The sequence below is a fragment of the Microbacterium deminutum genome, from assembly GCF_039530205.1.
GTDB lineage: Bacteria > Actinomycetota > Actinomycetes > Actinomycetales > Microbacteriaceae > Microbacterium > Microbacterium deminutum.
The window spans coordinates 668,875-686,031 of record NZ_BAAAOG010000001.1 but is presented as its reverse complement, the minus strand read 5'-3'; the positions used below and the strand labels follow the sequence as shown (position 1 = coordinate 686,031).

General features: G+C 70.2%; 11 protein-coding genes. 5 read left to right on the top strand and 6 right to left on the bottom strand.

Annotated features, from left to right (window positions below; genetic code table 11):
- The first annotated feature begins 80 nt into the window (after positions 1-80).
- The gene (locus ABD212_RS02940) at positions 81-374 is read left to right on the top strand and encodes a protealysin inhibitor emfourin (protein WP_344091023.1); all 294 of its coding nucleotides are present in this window, start codon (positions 81-83) and stop codon (positions 372-374) included.
- Between the two features lie 71 nt (positions 375-445).
- Here ABD212_RS02940 and ABD212_RS02935 read toward each other — a convergent pair whose 3' ends face one another.
- Both ABD212_RS02935 and ABD212_RS02930 read right to left on the bottom strand, forming a co-directional pair.
- Entirely contained in the window at positions 446-1,066 is a 621-nt protein-coding gene (locus ABD212_RS02935; protein ID WP_344091021.1) for a GNAT family N-acetyltransferase, read from the bottom strand.
- Between the two features lie 10 nt (positions 1,067-1,076).
- Positions 1,077-1,775, bottom strand: a complete 699-nt coding sequence (locus tag ABD212_RS02930; protein ID WP_344091019.1) for a uracil-DNA glycosylase — start codon at positions 1,773-1,775, stop codon at positions 1,077-1,079.
- Between the two features lie 65 nt (positions 1,776-1,840).
- Here ABD212_RS02930 and ABD212_RS02925 point away from each other — a divergent pair, with 65 nt between their 5' ends.
- The gene (locus tag ABD212_RS02925) at positions 1,841-3,349 is read left to right on the top strand and encodes an MFS transporter (RefSeq protein ID WP_344091017.1); all 1,509 of its coding nucleotides are present in this window, start codon (positions 1,841-1,843) and stop codon (positions 3,347-3,349) included.
- Between the two features lie 72 nt (positions 3,350-3,421).
- Here the strand turns inward: ABD212_RS02925 and ABD212_RS02920 are convergent, their stop codons facing one another.
- A complete protein-coding gene (locus tag ABD212_RS02920; protein ID WP_344091015.1) occupies positions 3,422-4,204 on the bottom strand; it encodes an SDR family oxidoreductase in 783 nt (260 codons plus the stop codon).
- Between the two features lie 210 nt (positions 4,205-4,414).
- Between ABD212_RS02920 and ABD212_RS02915 the strand changes: the two genes are divergently transcribed.
- On the top strand, positions 4,415-5,737 hold the full coding sequence (locus tag ABD212_RS02915; protein ID WP_344091013.1) for a bifunctional o-acetylhomoserine/o-acetylserine sulfhydrylase: 1,323 nt from the start codon (positions 4,415-4,417) through the stop codon (positions 5,735-5,737).
- A gap of 89 nt (positions 5,738-5,826) precedes the next feature.
- Here ABD212_RS02915 and ABD212_RS02910 read toward each other — a convergent pair whose 3' ends face one another.
- A complete protein-coding gene (locus tag ABD212_RS02910; protein ID WP_344091011.1) occupies positions 5,827-6,765 on the bottom strand; it encodes a hypothetical protein in 939 nt (312 codons plus the stop codon).
- Positions 6,766-6,956: 191 nt separating this feature from the next.
- Between ABD212_RS02910 and ABD212_RS02905 the strand changes: the two genes are divergently transcribed.
- Positions 6,957-9,290, top strand: a complete 2,334-nt coding sequence (locus tag ABD212_RS02905) for a hypothetical protein (RefSeq protein WP_344091009.1) — start codon at positions 6,957-6,959, stop codon at positions 9,288-9,290.
- Positions 9,291-9,477: 187 nt separating this feature from the next.
- Positions 9,478-10,683 carry a homoserine O-acetyltransferase MetX gene (gene metX / locus ABD212_RS02900; protein ID WP_344091007.1) on the top strand — a complete coding sequence of 402 codons (1,206 nt, stop codon included), beginning with the start codon at positions 9,478-9,480 and terminating at the stop codon, positions 10,681-10,683.
- Between the two features lie 45 nt (positions 10,684-10,728).
- Here the strand turns inward: metX and ABD212_RS02895 are convergent, their stop codons facing one another.
- Together ABD212_RS02895 and ABD212_RS02890 are read right to left on the bottom strand one after the other, a co-directional pair.
- On the bottom strand, positions 10,729-16,329 hold the full coding sequence (locus ABD212_RS02895) for a hypothetical protein (RefSeq protein ID WP_344091005.1): 5,601 nt from the start codon (positions 16,327-16,329) through the stop codon (positions 10,729-10,731).
- Positions 16,330-16,352: 23 nt separating this feature from the next.
- Entirely contained in the window at positions 16,353-17,123 is a 771-nt protein-coding gene (locus tag ABD212_RS02890) for an NUDIX hydrolase (RefSeq protein WP_344091003.1), read from the bottom strand.
- Positions 17,124-17,157: the final 34 nt, after the last annotated feature.

Genomic DNA, 17,157 nt, shown 5'->3' with positions numbered 1-17,157 from the left:
CGGCGGCCGGCGGCGCCCCCCAGGCACACGCCCCCGGCGAAGCTCCCCCGCGATCGACGACCGCGCATCCGCTCGTCGCAGTGACTGTCGTGCGCACCGGCGGCTTCGCGGGGCTTCGACGCGAATGGCGCGCAGAACCTGACGACCATGAGGCGTCGCACTGGGTCACGCTCATCGAGGAGTGCCCGTGGGACGCCGTCGCGATCGGTCGCCGCGTTACAGGGGCGGACCTGTTCATGTGGCGACTCGACGCGCGATGCGGCGGCGAGAAGCGCGAGGCGGAGCTCGCCGATCCCGATGTCCAGGGTCCGTGGCGCGACCTGATCGACGCCGTGCGGGAAGCCGGCGCACCCCGCCCGGCGACCCGCGACTAGCCGCCCGCGGTCCGGTCGACCGACTGGAGGCCGGTCGGCTCGCTCCGCCCGCTCAGGGCTCACCCGAGGGCTCAGCGGCCGAAGAGCGACTTCGCCGTCTTCTTCTGCTTCACCGGGGTGAGCGACTTCTGCAGGTAGATCGTGCCGAGCCACCGGCCGAACTTGAAGCCCACGCGGCCCATGCGGCCGACCTCGGTGAATCCGAGCTTGAGGTGCAGGGCGACGGATGCCTCGGCCCCCTTGTCGCTGATCACGGCGACCATCTCGCGGATGCCCTTCGCCTCGCACGCGGCGATGAGCGCCTCGAGCAGTGCGCGGCCGAGCCCCTTGCCGGTGGCCGCATGCCCCAGGTAGATCGAGTTCTCGACGGTGTACCGGTATGAGGACTTGCCCGACCACGGCGACACGAAAGCGTATCCCAGCACCTGTCCCGACGGGGACTCGGCGACTATGAACGGCAGACCGAGTTTGCGCAGGTGCCCGATCTTGTCGCGCCAGTGGGCGATCGACCACTTCTTCTCGTCGAACGTGACCACCGAGTTCGTCACGTAGTGGTTGTAGATCTCGCGGATCTCGGGGATGTCGCGGTCCTCCACCGAGCGGATCGTGTACGAGAACGGCCGCTCCGGCTCGGGCTGCTTCCGGAGGTGCCGGGGCAGCTGACGCGGCTTGTCGTACTCCTCCTCCAGCATGCCGACAAGCCTACGCCGAGACCGGAATCCGCCAGTCGACCGGAGCCGCGCCCTGACGCGCCAGCAGGTCGTTCGCCCGCGAGAACGGACGCGAGCCGAAGAAGCCGCGACTCGCCGACAGCGGCGACGGGTGCGCCGACTCGATGATCGGGGTCGCACCGAGCATCGGCGCGAGGTTCGCGGCATCCCTCCCCCACAGGATCGCGACGAGTGGCTGCCGTCGGGCGACCAGCGTCTGGATCGCGTGCGAGGTGACATTCTCCCAGCCCCAACCGCGATGGGATGCGGGAGCCCCGGGCGCCACCGTGAGCACCCTGTTGAGCAGCATCACGCCCTGGTCGCTCCATGCCGACAGGTCGCCGTGCAAGGCGGGCGGGATGCCGAGATCGGCGTCGAGCTCCTGGTAGATGTTCGAGAGGCTCCGCGGCAGCGGCCGCACGTGCGCATCGACGGCGAACGACAGGCCGATCGGGTGCCCCGGCGTGGGATAGGGGTCCTGCCCGACGATCAGCACCTTCACGTCGGCGAGGGGACGCTGGAAGGCGCGCAGCACCCGATCCCCGGCGGGCAGGTAGTGCCTCCCCGCCGCGACCTCGGCGCGCAGGCGATCGCCGAGCGCGGCGATGTCGGAACCCACCGGTTCGAGGGCCGCCGCCCACCCCGGATCGATCAGACCCGCGTCCGCCAGCTCCGGCAGCGTCATCGCCACGGCAGGGTCCTCTCGCCTATCCACACCGGTCTCAGCGTAGAGCCCCGCGGTGTTACGCTCACCGCGTGTCACGTGCCTCCGCCGCCCATCGCCTGCGCGGCTCGGCGCTGGGCATCACCGCCGGCCTCATCGGCTGGTTCGTCCTCGTCGAGCTCACCAGCGGCATCCTGCAGGGGTTCTACGTCCCGCTGTTCAGCGACATCGTCGTCGCCCTCGGCATCCACGACTCCGACGTCAACTGGTTCGAGGCGGCGCAGCTGCTGCTGTCGGCCCTCGTCCTGCCGGTGCTCGCGAAGCTCGGCGACATGTACGGCCATAAGAGGATCCTGCTGATCGCCGCCATCCTCACGGCGGGCGCGAGCTGGTGGCTGGTGTTCGCGGGGACGTTCTGGACGTTTCTCATCGCCTGGGCGCTGCAGGGGTTCTACGTCGTCTGGCTGCCGCTCGAGATCGCGCTGATCTTCGAGCGCGGCCGCAGACAGAACCGTGGTGTGTCGACGACCCGCCGCGCGGCGGGTCTGCTCGTCGTCGGCCTCGAGGCGGGCGCCATCATCGGCGCACTCGCCGCCGGGCGGATCTTCGCTGCGACATCGGGCAACCTCACCGTGACGCTGATGGTGCCCGCGGTCGCGGTGACGCTGATCGCCGTCGTCATCTGGCTGGCCGTGCCCGAGTCCGAGCCGCTCCCGGGTCGCTCGCTCGACACCGGCGGGTTCGTGATCCTCGCATGGGGACTGCTGCTGGTGACGGGCGCGCTCGTGTACATGCGGATGATCGGCCAGTTCGGGCTCGGGTCCACCGCCTGGTGGTGGGTCATCGCGCTGCTGATCGCCGGTGTCGTGGTGTTCGTCTGGTTCGTGCGCTACGAGCTGAGCAAGGACGACCCTGCCATCGACATCCGCGTGCTCCGAAAGCCCGAGATGTGGCCGGTGCAGGCTACGGCGTTCCTCGTGGGCATCAGCCTCCTGGGTGCCCAGGGACCCCTGTCGACCTATGCCGGCACGGACTCGTCGCTCGGCTACGGGCTCGGGCTGGACGCGACCGCCCGATCGAACGTCATCGGCGTCTACCTGGTGTCGCTCATCGTGGGTGCCGTCCTCTTCGCGATCACTTCCCGGCGAGTGAACCCCCGGTTGATGCTAATCGTGGCGAGCACGCTCGTCGGCATCGGCTACACCCTGTTCCTCCCGTTCCATCTCGAGCTCTGGCAGGTGCTGCTGAATCTCTCGATCGCCGGCATCGGGTCGGGAGCCCTCGTGGCGGCGCTGCCCGCGGCCGCTGCCGCCGCCGCGCCCCGCGGTCAGACCGGCATCGCGTCAGCGCTCACCAACACGACCAAGACGATCGGAGGCACTTTCGCCTCGGCTGTCTTCGGCGTCGTGCTGGCCGCCGGCGCCGGGGCCGTCGCGAGCCAGACGGCGGCTTCGCTCGGCGGGTACATGACGGTGTGGGCGATCTGCGCCGGCGGTGGGTTCCTGGCGGCGATCCTGCTGTTCTTCGTCCCCAAGGTGGCGTTCGCCGACACTGTGGCTGAAGAGTCCGAGGCGGTCGCCGGCGAGGCGCGGATCCTGTAGCGCGCAACGGCTCAGCCCGGTCGGTGCAGGCGTGCGGCGGCTCGGCCCGGTCGGCTCACCCTGGGGCGCGGCTCAGTCCGGTCGGCGGGGGTGCAGCGGGCCGCGCGCGAGAAGGTGCTGCGCGGACTGGGCGACGGGCCGCATCGTGATCACGTCGAGATTCACATGGCCGGGCAGTCCGAGCGCGTAGACGATCACGTCGGCGACATCCTCCGCGGTGAGGGGCGCCTCGACGCCGGCGTAGACGGCGTCCGCCGCCGAGCGATCGCCCCCGAGGCGATTGAGGGCGAACTCGTCGGTACGCACCATCCCCGGTGCGACTTCGATGACCCGGATGGGCTCGCCGTTCAGCTCGAGCCGCAGGCCGTGCGCCACCATCGCCTCGCCGGCCTTCGCGGCGTTGTAGCCCACGCCCCCGGCGTAGGCCGTCTGCGCGGCGGTCGAGGTCACGAAGAGGAGGTCCGCGTGACCGCCGGACGCGATGGACGAGCGCAGGAGCGGAAGAAGCGCGGCCGCCACCCGCTGCGCCGACAGGACGTTGACCTCGAACATCCACTGCCAGTCGTCCACGAGGGAGTCCTCGACGCGGTCCGTGCCCCGCGCGCCGCCGGCGACGTGCACCAGCGAATGCACCGGACCGGAATCCTCGAGCCATTCGGTGAGCGCCTCCACATCGGCATCGACCGTCAGATCCGCAGCGAACGCGACGGCTCCGGTCTCGGCCTCGAGCCGCTCGAGCCGGTCGGCTCGTCGTGCCACGGCGACGACATCCCATCCGCGCTGGCGGAGAGCCCTCGCGGTCGCCTCGCCGATCCCCGAACTCGCCCCGGTGACTACCGCACGTCGTGTCGCCATGGCACAACGCTACCCCCGCCGACACCCGCCGATTGAGGCGCGACGCGCCGCGCCGAGCGCTCGGATGCGGGGTGCTCGGCTCCGCCATCGGCGGCGACCGGGAGGTTACGCAACATTTCCCGCACGTTGTCGACAGGGATGCCGCATCCGTACTGTCGGAACGGCCGAGGGCGACTGCTCCCGGCGCCGATACCCACGCAGGAGCAAGCCATGTCCGCACCCGAGAACTGGCGTTTCGAGACCAAGCAGATCCACTCGGGCGCGCAGCCCGACCCGGTGACCAAGGCTCGCGCCACGCCCATCTACCAGACGACGTCGTACGTCTTCGACAACACCGACCACGCGGCGAACCTCTTCGCACTCGCGGAGTTCGGCAACATCTACACGCGCATCATGAACCCGACGCAGGACGTCGTGGAGCAGCGCCTCGCGGCACTCGAAGGGGGCACCGGCGCACTCCTCGTCGCGAGCGGTCAGGCGGCCGAGACGATCGCGGTGCTCAACGTCGCGGAGGCAGGCGATCACATCGTCTCGTCCAGCTCGATCTACGGCGGCACCTACAACCTGTTCAAGTACACGCTGGCCAAGCTCGGCATCGAGACCACGTTCGTCGAGAACCAGGACGACGCCGAGGAGTGGCGCGCCGCGGTGCGCCCCAACACCAAGCTCTTCTTCGCCGAGACAATCGGCAACCCGAAGATCAACGTGCTCGACATCCGCACCGTCGCCGACGTCGCGCACGAGAACGGCATCCCGCTGATCGTCGACAACACGATCGCGACGCCCTATCTCATCAAGCCATTCGAGCACGGCGCCGACATCGTCATCCACTCGGCGACGAAGTTCCTCGGTGGTCATGGCACCGTCATCGGCGGCATCATCGTCGACGGCGGAAAGTTCGAGTGGTCCAAGAACGTCGACAAGTTCCCCGGACTCACGGTGCCCGACCCGTCGTACCACGGCGCGAGCTACACGGCTGCCGTCGGCGACGGCCTCGCATTCATCATCAAAGCCCGCGTGCAGCTGCTGCGCGACCTCGGCGCGGCGATCTCACCGCAGAGTGCGTGGCTGCTCATCCAGGGCATCGAGACGCTGTCGCTGCGCATCGAGCGCCACGTGCAGAACGCCCAGGAGATCGCCGAGTGGCTCGAGGACCGCGAGGATGTCGCCAGCGTGAACTACTCGGGACTGCCGACCAGTCCGTGGTACGCCGCGGCCAACCAGTACGCGCCGAAGGGCGTCGGAGCCGTGCTCTCGTTCGAGTTGAAGGGCGGTGTCGCGGCGGGTCGCGAGTTCGTCAACTCGCTGACGCTGTTCAGCCACCTCGCGAACATCGGCGACGTGCGCTCGCTCGTCATCCACCCGGCATCCACGACGCACTCGCAGCTCACCCCCGAGCAGCAGCTCACCACGGGTGTGACCCCGGGTCTCGTGCGGCTGTCGCTCGGTCTCGAGAACATCGAAGACCTCAAGGCGGACCTCGAGCAGGCGCTCGAAGCGGCACGCCGAGTGTCGGAGGCCGCGCGCGCGTAGCAGCCCTGCAGCTGAGCGCGGATGCCGCGCCCGTCGAGCGCCCGGCCACCACGAGGGACCGGGCGCTCGCCGTTGCCGACTCGAGCGGGTCAGGCGGCGGCATCCCACCACCGCAGCACGCGCAGGGCACGCAACGTGACCCACCGGCTGGGGAAGCCCTCGTGCTCGCCCTCCATGCCGAAGAGGGTCGCGCCCTCGTGGCAGTTCTCGTACCGGAACATGCCGTTCCGATCGGCCTTCGACCGCAGCAGCCCGATCGCGTCGGCGAGACGCTCGTCGCGGCGGTCGATGAGGCGGAAATGGTCGAGACCGCGCAGGATGTCGTAGAACCAGCGCACCGGATACGACAGCATCGTCATCCGGAGGTCGGCGATCTCGCCCGTCGACTTGCGCCGGTACAGCGCGCGCTCGAGCAGGTACTCCTCGGCCTCTGCGCGCGCCGCGCGTGAGGCATCGGTTCCGCCCGTGGCCGACTCCCACTCGCGCAGCCCGTCGAGCACGCAGATCGTCGAGTGGTACGAAGAGACGGATGCCGCGGACTCGGCCCAGCAGTTCCAGCCGCCGTCGGACAGCCGCGAGCCGAGAATGGTCTCGACTATCCCGTCGACGGGCTCGCCGAAGTACGAGCCGATCGCGAGCGCGACCCCGTTGATGCAGGGCTCGGTCTCGCCCTGGAAGTAGAGTTCACCGTTTCCCCAGCGCGCGTTCTCGCGCACGAGCCCGATCGCGCGTGCCGCTTCGGGGCTGGCGGGATCCAGCCCGAACTCCCACAGCGACTGCAGCGAGAAGTGGGTCGCGGTCCAGGCGTCGAAGAAGGGCCGCTCCTCGTCGGCCCAGCCGGGGCGATAGGTTCCGGCATCCCATCGCCCGTCCTCGCCCTGTTCGGAGAGCAGTCGCGCACCCCATCCCTCGGTCGCGACGCGCGCCCGTTCGGCCGCGATCTCGTCGGGAGCGCCGTCCAGCAGATCGCGCATCACCTGCCACCGGATCGCGGGGTCGCTGTCGAGCAGATAGGCGTTGAGGTCCATGGCCGAGAGTGTAGGGCGGGCGCCCGACGTCGGCTGGAGCGGCTCCGCAACGCGCCGCCGCGTGCGGCATCCGGCACTCGCGAGAGCCGGCGCTCACCACGGCTGGCTGGCCTTGTATCAGCGACGCACGCTGCGCCCTCCTCCTCGCGAAGGGCGTGGCATCCCGCCATGCCGGAAAAGAGGAGGCGGAGATGCCACCTGCAGATGAAATGAAGTCGCGAACGGGGCTCAAGCAGGTCACGAAAGTGAGCGCGAAGGAGCTCGGGCTGCGCAGCGGCGCGAAAGCGTTCCTGATGGGAAACCCGAATTACTTCGGCACGATCCCGGACGCGCCCTTCAAGCCCGTCGAGAAGATCGCCGCGAGCGTGACGTTCGAGCAGGTCACCTGCGTCGGGCTCAACCCGACGATCGACCAGCTCGAGGCCGTTGTCCGCGTGAACCAGACGAGCGGTTACGGCGGCGCACTGTGCAGCGCCGGCTCCCGCGAGTACGTGCGCTTCTTCGTCAGCTACGACGGCGCAGCGACCTGGACCGACGCCGGGATGGACTCGTTCGCCGTGCACGACTCGGCGGGCGCTCGACCACTCGACTTCGCGGTCAACGTGGTCGCACCCCTGAACCACTACTGGTGTCTGTTCGCGCGGCCGGCTGTCGTCCGCGCGATCCTGTCGTGGAACACCGCGCCCACGGCCGGGGACCCCGACTACACCCCGATCTGGGGCAATGTCGTCACGGTGTCGGTCGCTCCGCGTACGACCAAGCTGCCGCCGTGGTGGGAATTCCTCGAGAACACCAAGGTCAAGCTGCCCGAGGCCGTCCTCGCACAGATCGACCTCGAGGCTCCGGTGACGCTCAAGGCGGCCGAGACGCTGTCCGTCGGAGAGCTCGCGAAGACGTACGCCGGGACGGATGTCGAACCTCACCGTTTCCTCGCACCCGCGATCTTCGACGAGATCGGGATCGACGCGGCGAAGGCCAGCATCGGCATCGCCCCGGTTGCACCGATCGCGCCGCTGAGCTTCGGCCCGCTCATCGCCGGCCCGGGGATCGGCGGCCCCGTGCCGTCCATCCCGATCCCGGTGCCCGTGCCGCCGATTCCGATTCCGATCCCGAAGCAGTCGCCGATCTTCCAGATCCCCGAACTTCAGGGCATCGACCTCGCGAAGATCATCGGCACGCTCCTGAGCACCGACGGGGACACCTCCTATGAGCAGCTCGGCTGCATCGGCTACGACCCGGTGGAGGATGCCCTCGTCGGCGTGCTCACCGTCAAGAAGCCGAACGGCTACAGTGGCGGCCCGTGCACCGCGGGCAGCGTCGAGTACGTCGCGTTCTGGGTCGACTGGGGCGGTGGCTGGTCGTACGTCGGCACAGCGGGGGTCGTCGTCCACGACGAGACGATTCCTGATGGAGGTCTGCGGTTCGCGGTCTACCTGCCGCTCGCATCGACGACCCATCGGCGGGACTGTGCCGCAGGGCCGGTCGAGCCGAAGGTCCGTGCCATCCTGTCCTGGAGCACTCCGCCGCCGGCGGGCAACCCGGATTGGAAGCCGACATGGGGCAACCGCGAAGAGACCACGATCCAGCTGCCGGTGGGCGCACTGTCGGCGCTCCGCCCGGTGCTGGACTTCGTCAGCGGTGTGAGCGTCTGCGACGTCGACCAGTCCGATGGCCGCACGACGGCGGGCGACAGCCCGTTCGGCGGTGTCGTGACGATCTCCGGGTTCATTCCTGATGCGCCCGACGTGGCGGCTCCGCAGATGCGGTATCGCGTGCGGGTGAGCCCGTCCGGCACCGGGGCGTGGGCGACCCTGTCCGATCCGTTCTGGGTGAGTGGCACGCGATGGATCGGCACCACCTTCCCCGAGTCCTACAGTCAGCTGCAGACTGCCGATGCCGACGGATTCTTCCCCTACCTCGTCGACCGCAACATGGCCGGCGCCGGGTATCGGACGGTCTACGGCGACGTGCTCTACCCGTGGCAGACCATCGCGCTCGGCGCGGGGAAGTGGGACATCGAGGTGGTGTCGAAGGATGCCGGTGGCACGGAGTATCCCGCGCAGATCCTGCAGTGCACCGACGGCACCTTCCGTCAGCTGGTCACGATCCGCCTGGATGAGACGGCGCCCGCCGTGGCGCTCGCGATCACCGAGGTCGTACACGCCGACGGAACGGTGGATCCGACCGGGCCTTGCAAGCGGTTCAAGCTCGGCGAGAAGCTCCGCGGCACGTACGCGGTATCAGACGAGCACCTCTCGCAGATCTGGTTCGAACTCGAGCCGGCCTCGTCGGCGCTCGGCGACGTGCCGACGTTCTCGGGCCCGACCGCGTTCCCGGCCATCACCACCGCGGCGAACGGCACGTGGGAGCTCGACACGGGCGTCCACGTGGACCCGGTCCTGGGCTTGGTGGGCCCCATGGCGGCCTGCGGGTACGTGCTCACGCTGTGGGCCAGCGACCGCACCATCACGCCGGGCGGCCCGTGGCGCAACCGCGACCTGTTCGGGTTCTCGCTCGAGGCCTGACGGTCCAGGAACGCCGCTCGGAGTCATCCGGGCGGCGTTCCCGCGTGCCAGGTCGACGAAGCGCGGGGCGTCACTTCGAGCGACGGCGTCCCCGTGCCAAGGGTGTCGTGTCTGTCGAATGGGGCCTCGGGCGTGCGCCGGCGTAACACGTGATCGCCGGATCGCCCCGACCCGCGACAATGGACCGATGGACTGGCAGACCTCCGAAGACACCGTGCCCTCGGCACCGGTGACGGAGGCCGACGCCCGGCTGCTGCTCGGACGCCCGCCCGCCACCGGCGCGTGGCGGGACGGCGACCCGGCGGGCGACCGGCGCTTCGCCGCATTCGGCTCGTTCCGCACCGAGGGCGGGCGCGAGCTTCCCGCCTACCGTCTGGCGTACGAGACGTGGGGCGAGCTCAACGCGACCCGCGACAACGCCGTGCTCGTGCTTCACGCCCTCACCGGCGACAGCCATGTGCGCGGCACGGCCGGTCCGGGGCATCCGACCGAGGGATGGTGGGGCGACATCGTCGGCCCCGGCGCACCGATCGACACCGAGCGGTGGTTCGTAGTGGCGCCGAACATGCTAGGCGGATGCCAGGGCTCCACAGGACCCGCCAGCATCGGGCCCGACGGCTACGAATGGGCGTCGCGGTTCCCGTACCTCACGATCCGCGACCAGGTCGCCGCGCAGGTGCGCCTCGCCGACGCGCTGGGCATCGACGTCTGGGCCGCGGTCCTCGGCGGGTCGATGGGAGGCATGCACGCACTGGAATGGGCGGCCGGGCTTCCCGACCGCGTGGCGCGGGTCGGCATCCTGTCCACCCCACCGGTGAACACCGCCGACCAGATCGCGCTGAACTCGGTGCAGCTCGAGGCGATCCGCATCGACCCCCGCTTCCAGAGCGGCGAGTACTACGACGCGGATGCCGGCGACGGCCCGAACCGGGGGCTCGCGCTCGCCCGACGCATGGCGCTGCTCAACTACCGCTCCCCCACCGAGCTCAACCAGCGGTTCCAGCGCTCCTGGCAGTCGCCGGTCAGCCCGCTCGGGCACGGCGGCCGCTTCGCAGTGGAGTCCTACCTCGACTTCCACGGCAACAGGTTCACGCGCCGCTTCGATGCCAACTCGTACATCATCCTCGTCGACGCGATGAGCTCGCACGATGTCGGACGCGATCGCGGCGGCGTCGAGGACGCCCTGGCACGCATCACCGCGACCGCGCTCGTGCTCGGCATCGACAGCGACCGGCTCTTCCCCATCGAGGGGCAGCACCGCATCGCGCGCGGCATCCGCACCGCCCTCGACGGAGACCGGGCTGTCGTGCTGACCAGCGACTTCGGCCACGACGGCTTCCTCATCGAGACCCGGGCCGTCGGCGCGCACGTGCGGAGGCTGCTCGAGAGCTGACGTCGCGGCGCAAGCCGACCGCGCCACGAGCGCGGATCGGGACACTCAGTCCGACCCGCGCCGGCGCCTCCACTCGATGAGGAGGAGCCCGATCGCCAGTGCGAGGAAGCCGAAGCCGATCTCGGCGAACGGCACGCTGCCGCCGGTCGGCGGCAGCGCACCCGTTCCGCCGTCCCCGCCACCCGCGGGGGTCGGAGTCGGCGTCGGTGTCGGGGAGGGCTCAGGGTTCTCCGGCGGAGCGAGTGCGAACGTGATCTCGTCGAAATTGTCGGCGCTCGCCTCGTCGAGTGCCGACGCACCCACGAGCGCCCCGTTGGAGATGGATTCGAGCGAGGCATCCGTCGCAACGGTCATCAGCACCCGCGTCGTCTCGCCGACGTCGAGCGCGCCCAGGGCACAGGTGACGATGTCGACGCCCTCGGGTCTCGTGACGGCGCACGAGCCGCCGCCCGGCACCTGGGCCGAGACGAAGGTCATTCCCGCCGACAGCGCATCGCTGACGATCACCTTCGGCGCCGACTGCGGCCCGTTGTTCACGACATCGAACGCGAAGACGACCGGCTCGCCTGCGACAGGGTTCTCGGTCACCACCGACTTGACGATCGACGTGTCGGCCAGGATGAAGGCGTTCACGACCGCGGTGGCGGAGTCGTCGCCGATGGGCGGCGAGGTCGAGGTGGTCGCCGTGACGGTGTTCGAGATCTGCCCGGGTTCGAGGCCGACCGGCAGGCGCAGGGCGATCGTCGCCGTCGCCGCGTCTCCGGCGGGCACTGAGGGAGCGGTGCAGACGACAGTCGTCCCGTCGAGGGCGCACGTCACGCCGTCGCCGCCCTCCGCGGAGACGAATTCGAGTCCCGCCGGGACGGGATCGGTGAGGACGACGTCCGCGGCATCGGACGGCCCCGCGTTCGTGGCCGCGACGGTGTACGTCACCACCTCACCGACGGCGCGGCTTTCGGCATCCGCCATCTTGGTGACGACGAGATCCGCCTGGGCGATGATGTCGACGGATGCCTCGCTTCGGTTGTTCTCCAGGTCGGAGTCGCCGCCCACGATCTGCGACGCGGCGAACGCCACATTGGTGACCGTCGTCGGCGCCTGGCCGGGTGAGGTCTTGGCCGACAGGCGCACGGTGCGGCTCTCGCCCGTCGGGATCGTGCCGATCAGGCACTGGACGTACGTGATGGCGCCCTCGGTCGCGAGGTTGCATCGCGGATCGGAGCCCGCCGGATCGAAGACGAGCTCGGGCGGCAGGATGTCGGCGATGTCGATGAACTCGGCGTCGGAAGGCCCGGCGTCGGTGACCACGATGCTGAAGCTCGCCGCGGAGCCCGCGGCCACGACGGGGGTGTCGGCCACCTTGGTGGCGGACACGTCGGCGAGGGCGATGACGGTCTGCGAAACCGAGTCGGTGGCGTCCGCCGAGATCGGCGACGACACCGTCGCGGAGTTCGTGAGCACGGTGCCGGTGCTCAGCGACGGCGCCGCGTTGCCGGCGACGGTGATCACGACGGGTGGCGGCGCGGGGACTCGACCGGGACCGAGAACCGTGCCGAGCTGACAGGTCACGGTGCTCGGCGGTGTGATGTCGCACGTCCCCTGGGTGCTGGTGGCGCTCGTCGCCACCAGGCCCGCGGGGAGCGTGTCGAGGACGACGACATCGGGCGCGTCCGATGCTCCTTCACGACTGGGGTCGAGGATGTTCTCGACGGTCAGCTGATACGCGAAGGGTCCTCCCGGAACGATGTCGGGCCGGCCGTCCTGATCGACGTCTGTTCCCCCGAGGACGGACTTGTCGATCGTGAGGGTCGCAACCGGATCCGTCACCGTGATGGGCGCCGTGGCGGCATTGTCGACGGCGTTGGAATCGGGCGTCGGAGAGGTGACGGTCGCGGTGTTCGTGTACGCCCCGGCGACGGCGCTGGAGAGGGTCACGCCGTCCACCTGGATCCGCCACGATGGATCACCGGCGGCGAAGACCGGGAGGTCGCCGAGGGGACACTGCAGATCCCCGCCCGCGAACGAGCACTGCGCCGTGATGTCCTCGGGGTCCTGCCCGGGCCGGATCACCGTGATCGTGTTCACGAGGAAGTCCGTCATCGTCGACGAGTCGACGAGCACCGCATCACGGGCGACGGAGGGACCGTTGTTGCGCACGTCGATCAGGTAGCCGGTCGGGGTGCCGGCGGGAGCCGCCGACGGGATCGTGAACGTCTGGTCAGGCAGCTCGAGCGAGTACGTCTGCTTCGCCACATTCAGATCGGCGAGGGTGGCGATGGGGTTCGTCCGCGCGGCGAAGTTGTTGGACGAGACGGGGTCGACGCGGTTCGGATCCGTCAGCTCGATCGTCGCGGAGTTCGTGAGCAATGCGCCATCCGGCAGATCGCTGTCGAGGCGCACGACGATGGGGAAGACGGCGGCGAACTGGTTCGGCACGGTGGGGAGGTCGCAGACGACCTGGTTCGGAGGCGCGAACGAGCACTCCGGGACGGAGGACACGTACGTCGCGCCCGGCGGGAGCGTGTCGACGACACGCGCAGACGAGGCATCCGACGGTCCGAGGTTCGCGACCGCGAGACGGTACGTCACCGTCTGACCGGCGTTGAGAGGCTGGGGCTGATCGCTCGTCGGGAAGTCCGTGGTGTCCCACTTCAGCACGAAGAGGTCCGAGATCGCGCGGGTGGTGATCGTGGTCGTCGCGGTGTTGTTCCCCAGCGCCGGATCGGGGGTGTCGGATGCGACCTCCGCGGTGTTGACGGCGCCGGTATCGAGATCGAAATCCGACGGCACGTTCATGCGCACCGCGATGACCACCGACGCGCCGGGGGCGACCGAGCCGATCTCGCACGTGAGCGTCGGCGCCCCGCCGCACGCCACGCCGACCGGTGCATCGACGCCGAGCAGGGTGAGGCCCGGCGGCAGTGCGTCCGTCAGCACCGTTCCCGCCGCGACGCTGGGCCCCGCGTTGGACACCGTGACGGTGAACGTGACATCCTCGCCGGCCGCCGGCTGCACGGGCGTCGCGGTCTTCGTGACAGAGACGTCGGCGACGGCGGAGACCGTCGTCGTCGCGGTGCCGGTGTTGTTCGCCGCGACGGGGTCGCTCGTCGCGGATGCCGCCACGGCGCCGTTCACGATGGACCCAGGGGCGACATCCGGAGCGACGTCCGCGATGACGGTGATCGTCGCCGTCGACAGGGTGCCCGATGCGTCCGGCCCGGGGAGCGCCCCGAGATCGCACGTGACCGGCTGGTCCGTGGTGCAGTCCCCGCGCGAGGACGCGACGCTCACGGCGGTCAGGCCCTCGGGCAGCAGGTCCTCGACGGTCACGGCGGCGGCCGTGGACGGCCCGTTGTTCGTCACGGTGACCGAGTACGACGTCTGGCCGCCGGCGATCGCATCGCCTCCGACCTTGCTGGTCGACAGGTCGGCCGCGGGCGCCGCCGTCGTGACGGTCGCGGTGTCCGAATTGTCCGCGGGGTCGGGATCGGCGGTCGATGACGCAGCTGTCGCCGTATCGGCGATCGCGAACCCCTCGGCGGCATCGGCCGACAGCCGAGCCGTGACGGTCATCGCCAGCGACTGGCCCGGACCCAGCAGCGGCCGCGAACACTGGGCGACGTCGGCACCCGCTGTGCAGGTGGCACCCGGCGCACTCGCGCCGGTGATCGCCAGCGCGGGGTCGCTGATCGTGTCGGTCGCCTGGACGTCGACGGCATCCGATGGTCCGTCGTTGACGACTGTCACCGTGAAGGTGACATTCTCACCGGGCACCACGGTCGCGGGCGACGCGGTCTTCCTCACGCGGAGGTCCGCCGCACGCGTGACGGCCACGGAGGCACCCGACGAGTTGTCGGAGCCGTCCGGATCGGATGTAGGGGACTGCACCGACGCGACGTTCACGAGCGTGTCCGGGGCGTATCCGGGCGGCACGCCGAGCACCACTTCGACTTCGACGGTGGCGCCGTCGGCCACCGTTCCGAGCTCGCACGTGAGCACACCGGATGCGGCCGCGCAGGTGCCCTGACCGGGATCGGCCGACACGAACGTGCTTCCCTCCGGCAGCTGATCGGTCACGACCGTGTTCGCGGCGGGGCTCGGCCCGGCATTGCCCACCGTGAGCACGGCCGTCACCCGCCCGCCCGCGAGACCCGGATCGGGCGACATCGTCTTGGTCAGCGAGAGGTCGGCGACGGCATCCACGTCGATCACGGCGGGGGCCACGGTGTAGACGAAGTCGCGTCCGAGCGTCGCCGCGCGATATGCCAGCGTCGCCGCGTTCGAGAGGGTCGTGCCGGCGGCTTCGGGCTCGACCGTCGCGCGCACCGTCGCCTGCCACGTCGCGCCGACGCCGATGGTGCCGATCGAGCACGTCAGCGTGCGGGCAGCCCCCGTACACGTCCCCGACGAGGGCGTCGCGGAGGCGAAGGTCGTGCCAGGCGGCAGCGTGTCGACCAGCGACGAGCCGGTCGCGGGGTCCTGGCCCGTATTGGGATACGTCAGGGTGTACTCGAGCACATCACCCGGCAGCGCGGGACTGCGTCCGGCGAGGTTCGACACCGTCTTGGAGCTCGTCGTGAAGTCGGGCGCGAAGAGGCGGATGGCGGTCGTGACGACACCCGGGAAGTACCGGTCGCCGGTGCTCTCGAGCGAGATCGTCGCGCTCGTCGCGCCGTTCGGGATGCCGCTCGCGGCCAGGTTCTTCACGTCGAAGCCGAGCATGTTGAGGTGGGCCGGAGCGCGATTCTGCACGCTCGTCCCGTTGTCGTCGTTCGTGCCGTTGAAGAAGTTGCTCCCGCTCGAGAGGGGAGTGGTCGACAGCAGCGTGCCGTTCAGCCGGGCGTTGTCTCCGGAGGTCGAGAAGTCGCCCTCGTAGGCCACCATGCCGAGCTGCGTCTCGACCGGGCCCGACACCGGCGTGCGGAAGCCGGACAGGTTCACCGTCTGCGGTTCGTCGCGGCCGACATCTGCGAACCCGTCGAACACCGTGAGATTGCGCAGCGGCAGCCCCGGCGCGCGGTAGACGACGACGAGCGACCAGCCCGCATAGCGGTCCTCGCCTGTTCCCGCCACGACGTTCGCTCCCCAGTACGTGCCCGCGCCGGCGTCCCGGACGAGGGCGGTCACGTCCGCGAACTCCTGATACGCCTGGTCGCCCGCGGTGGGACCGAAACCCACCTGCGACCTCACGGGGACGTAGCCCGCGCCGGGCGCCCGCAGCTGCATCACTTTGCGATCGCCCACGCCGGCCGTCCCGCCGGTCGCGCGCGACAGCCGCGCTCCCCAGTACAGACCAGCCCACAGCACCTCGGAGTTCGGCGGCGCGGTCACGCCCACGCTCGACGAGTTGAACGTGCTCGCGACCGTGTCGGCGTCGAGGTTCTGCATCGCGAAGCTGTTGTTGTTGACGCTCGTCGTGCCCGCCCGCGCCCCCGCACAGCGGCTGTCGGTGGTCGGACACGACAGGAGGTTGTTGCCGAAGATCGAGATCGTGCCGTTGTCGTCCGTCGAGAAGCGCGATGTGAAGGGCACGATCGGCACAGCCATCGACAGACTCGGGATCATCGCGAATGCGAGCGCGGCGATCACCAGTGCGACGATCGCCATCGCCACCCTGTCGCGTCGGAGCCCCCCGGCCTGCGCCATCGGGGGTCAGCCTAGCGAACCGTTCATCCGTCGCGGACGGTGTAGACCCACGGAGTCAGGCCGACTTCGAGCCGATGACGAGGTCCGGATGCCGGAGCCGGGAGATCGCCGTGGTACTCGGCATCCTCTCTCCAGTAGAAGACCGGGCCGGCCGGGCCGCGCCGCACCTGCGTCTCGAACGTCCGGATCTCGCCCAGGCGGGCCGCCGCCAGGGCCGCCGCCGCATCGTGCGCCGCACTGAGCCCGTGCAGCGTCACCCAGGTCGGCGGGTAGAGCGTCAGTTCGCCACGTGCCTGCCGCTGCAGTGCATCGGCCGGTCGCAGCCACTCCGCGGCGACCGCTTCGCCGGGCTCGAGTCGAAGCTCGGCAGCCGGCGCCGCGACGAGGAAGAACCAGGTGCGGATCCGCAGCGCCAGCCCCGGCGGTGGATCCCAGCACGAGAGCGTGACGAGATCGGATGCCGCCACCTCGAGTCCCGTCTCCTCCCAGGTCTCACGCGCCGCCGCGCGGCGGGCATCCGCCTCTTCGGGCGCCGTCGCGTCGCCGATCGGGCCGCGATCGGCGGGCTCGAGCTTGCCGCCGGGAAAGACCCAGGCTCCCGCGAAGGAGCCCCGGTCGGGGCGCTCGATCATCAGCACCTCGAGGCCGTCCGCCCCGTCCCGCAGCAGCACGACCGTCGCGGCGACGGGGATCGCCGGGTCGGTCAGGTCGGACTCGACCCGCGCGCGGACGTCTCCCATGGCATCCGACAGGGCGCGCCGTGCCTGCTCGGCAGGCGACAGCGGGTCCGGCATCCGCCCACTCTACGGCGCCCACCGCCGCGGCCGC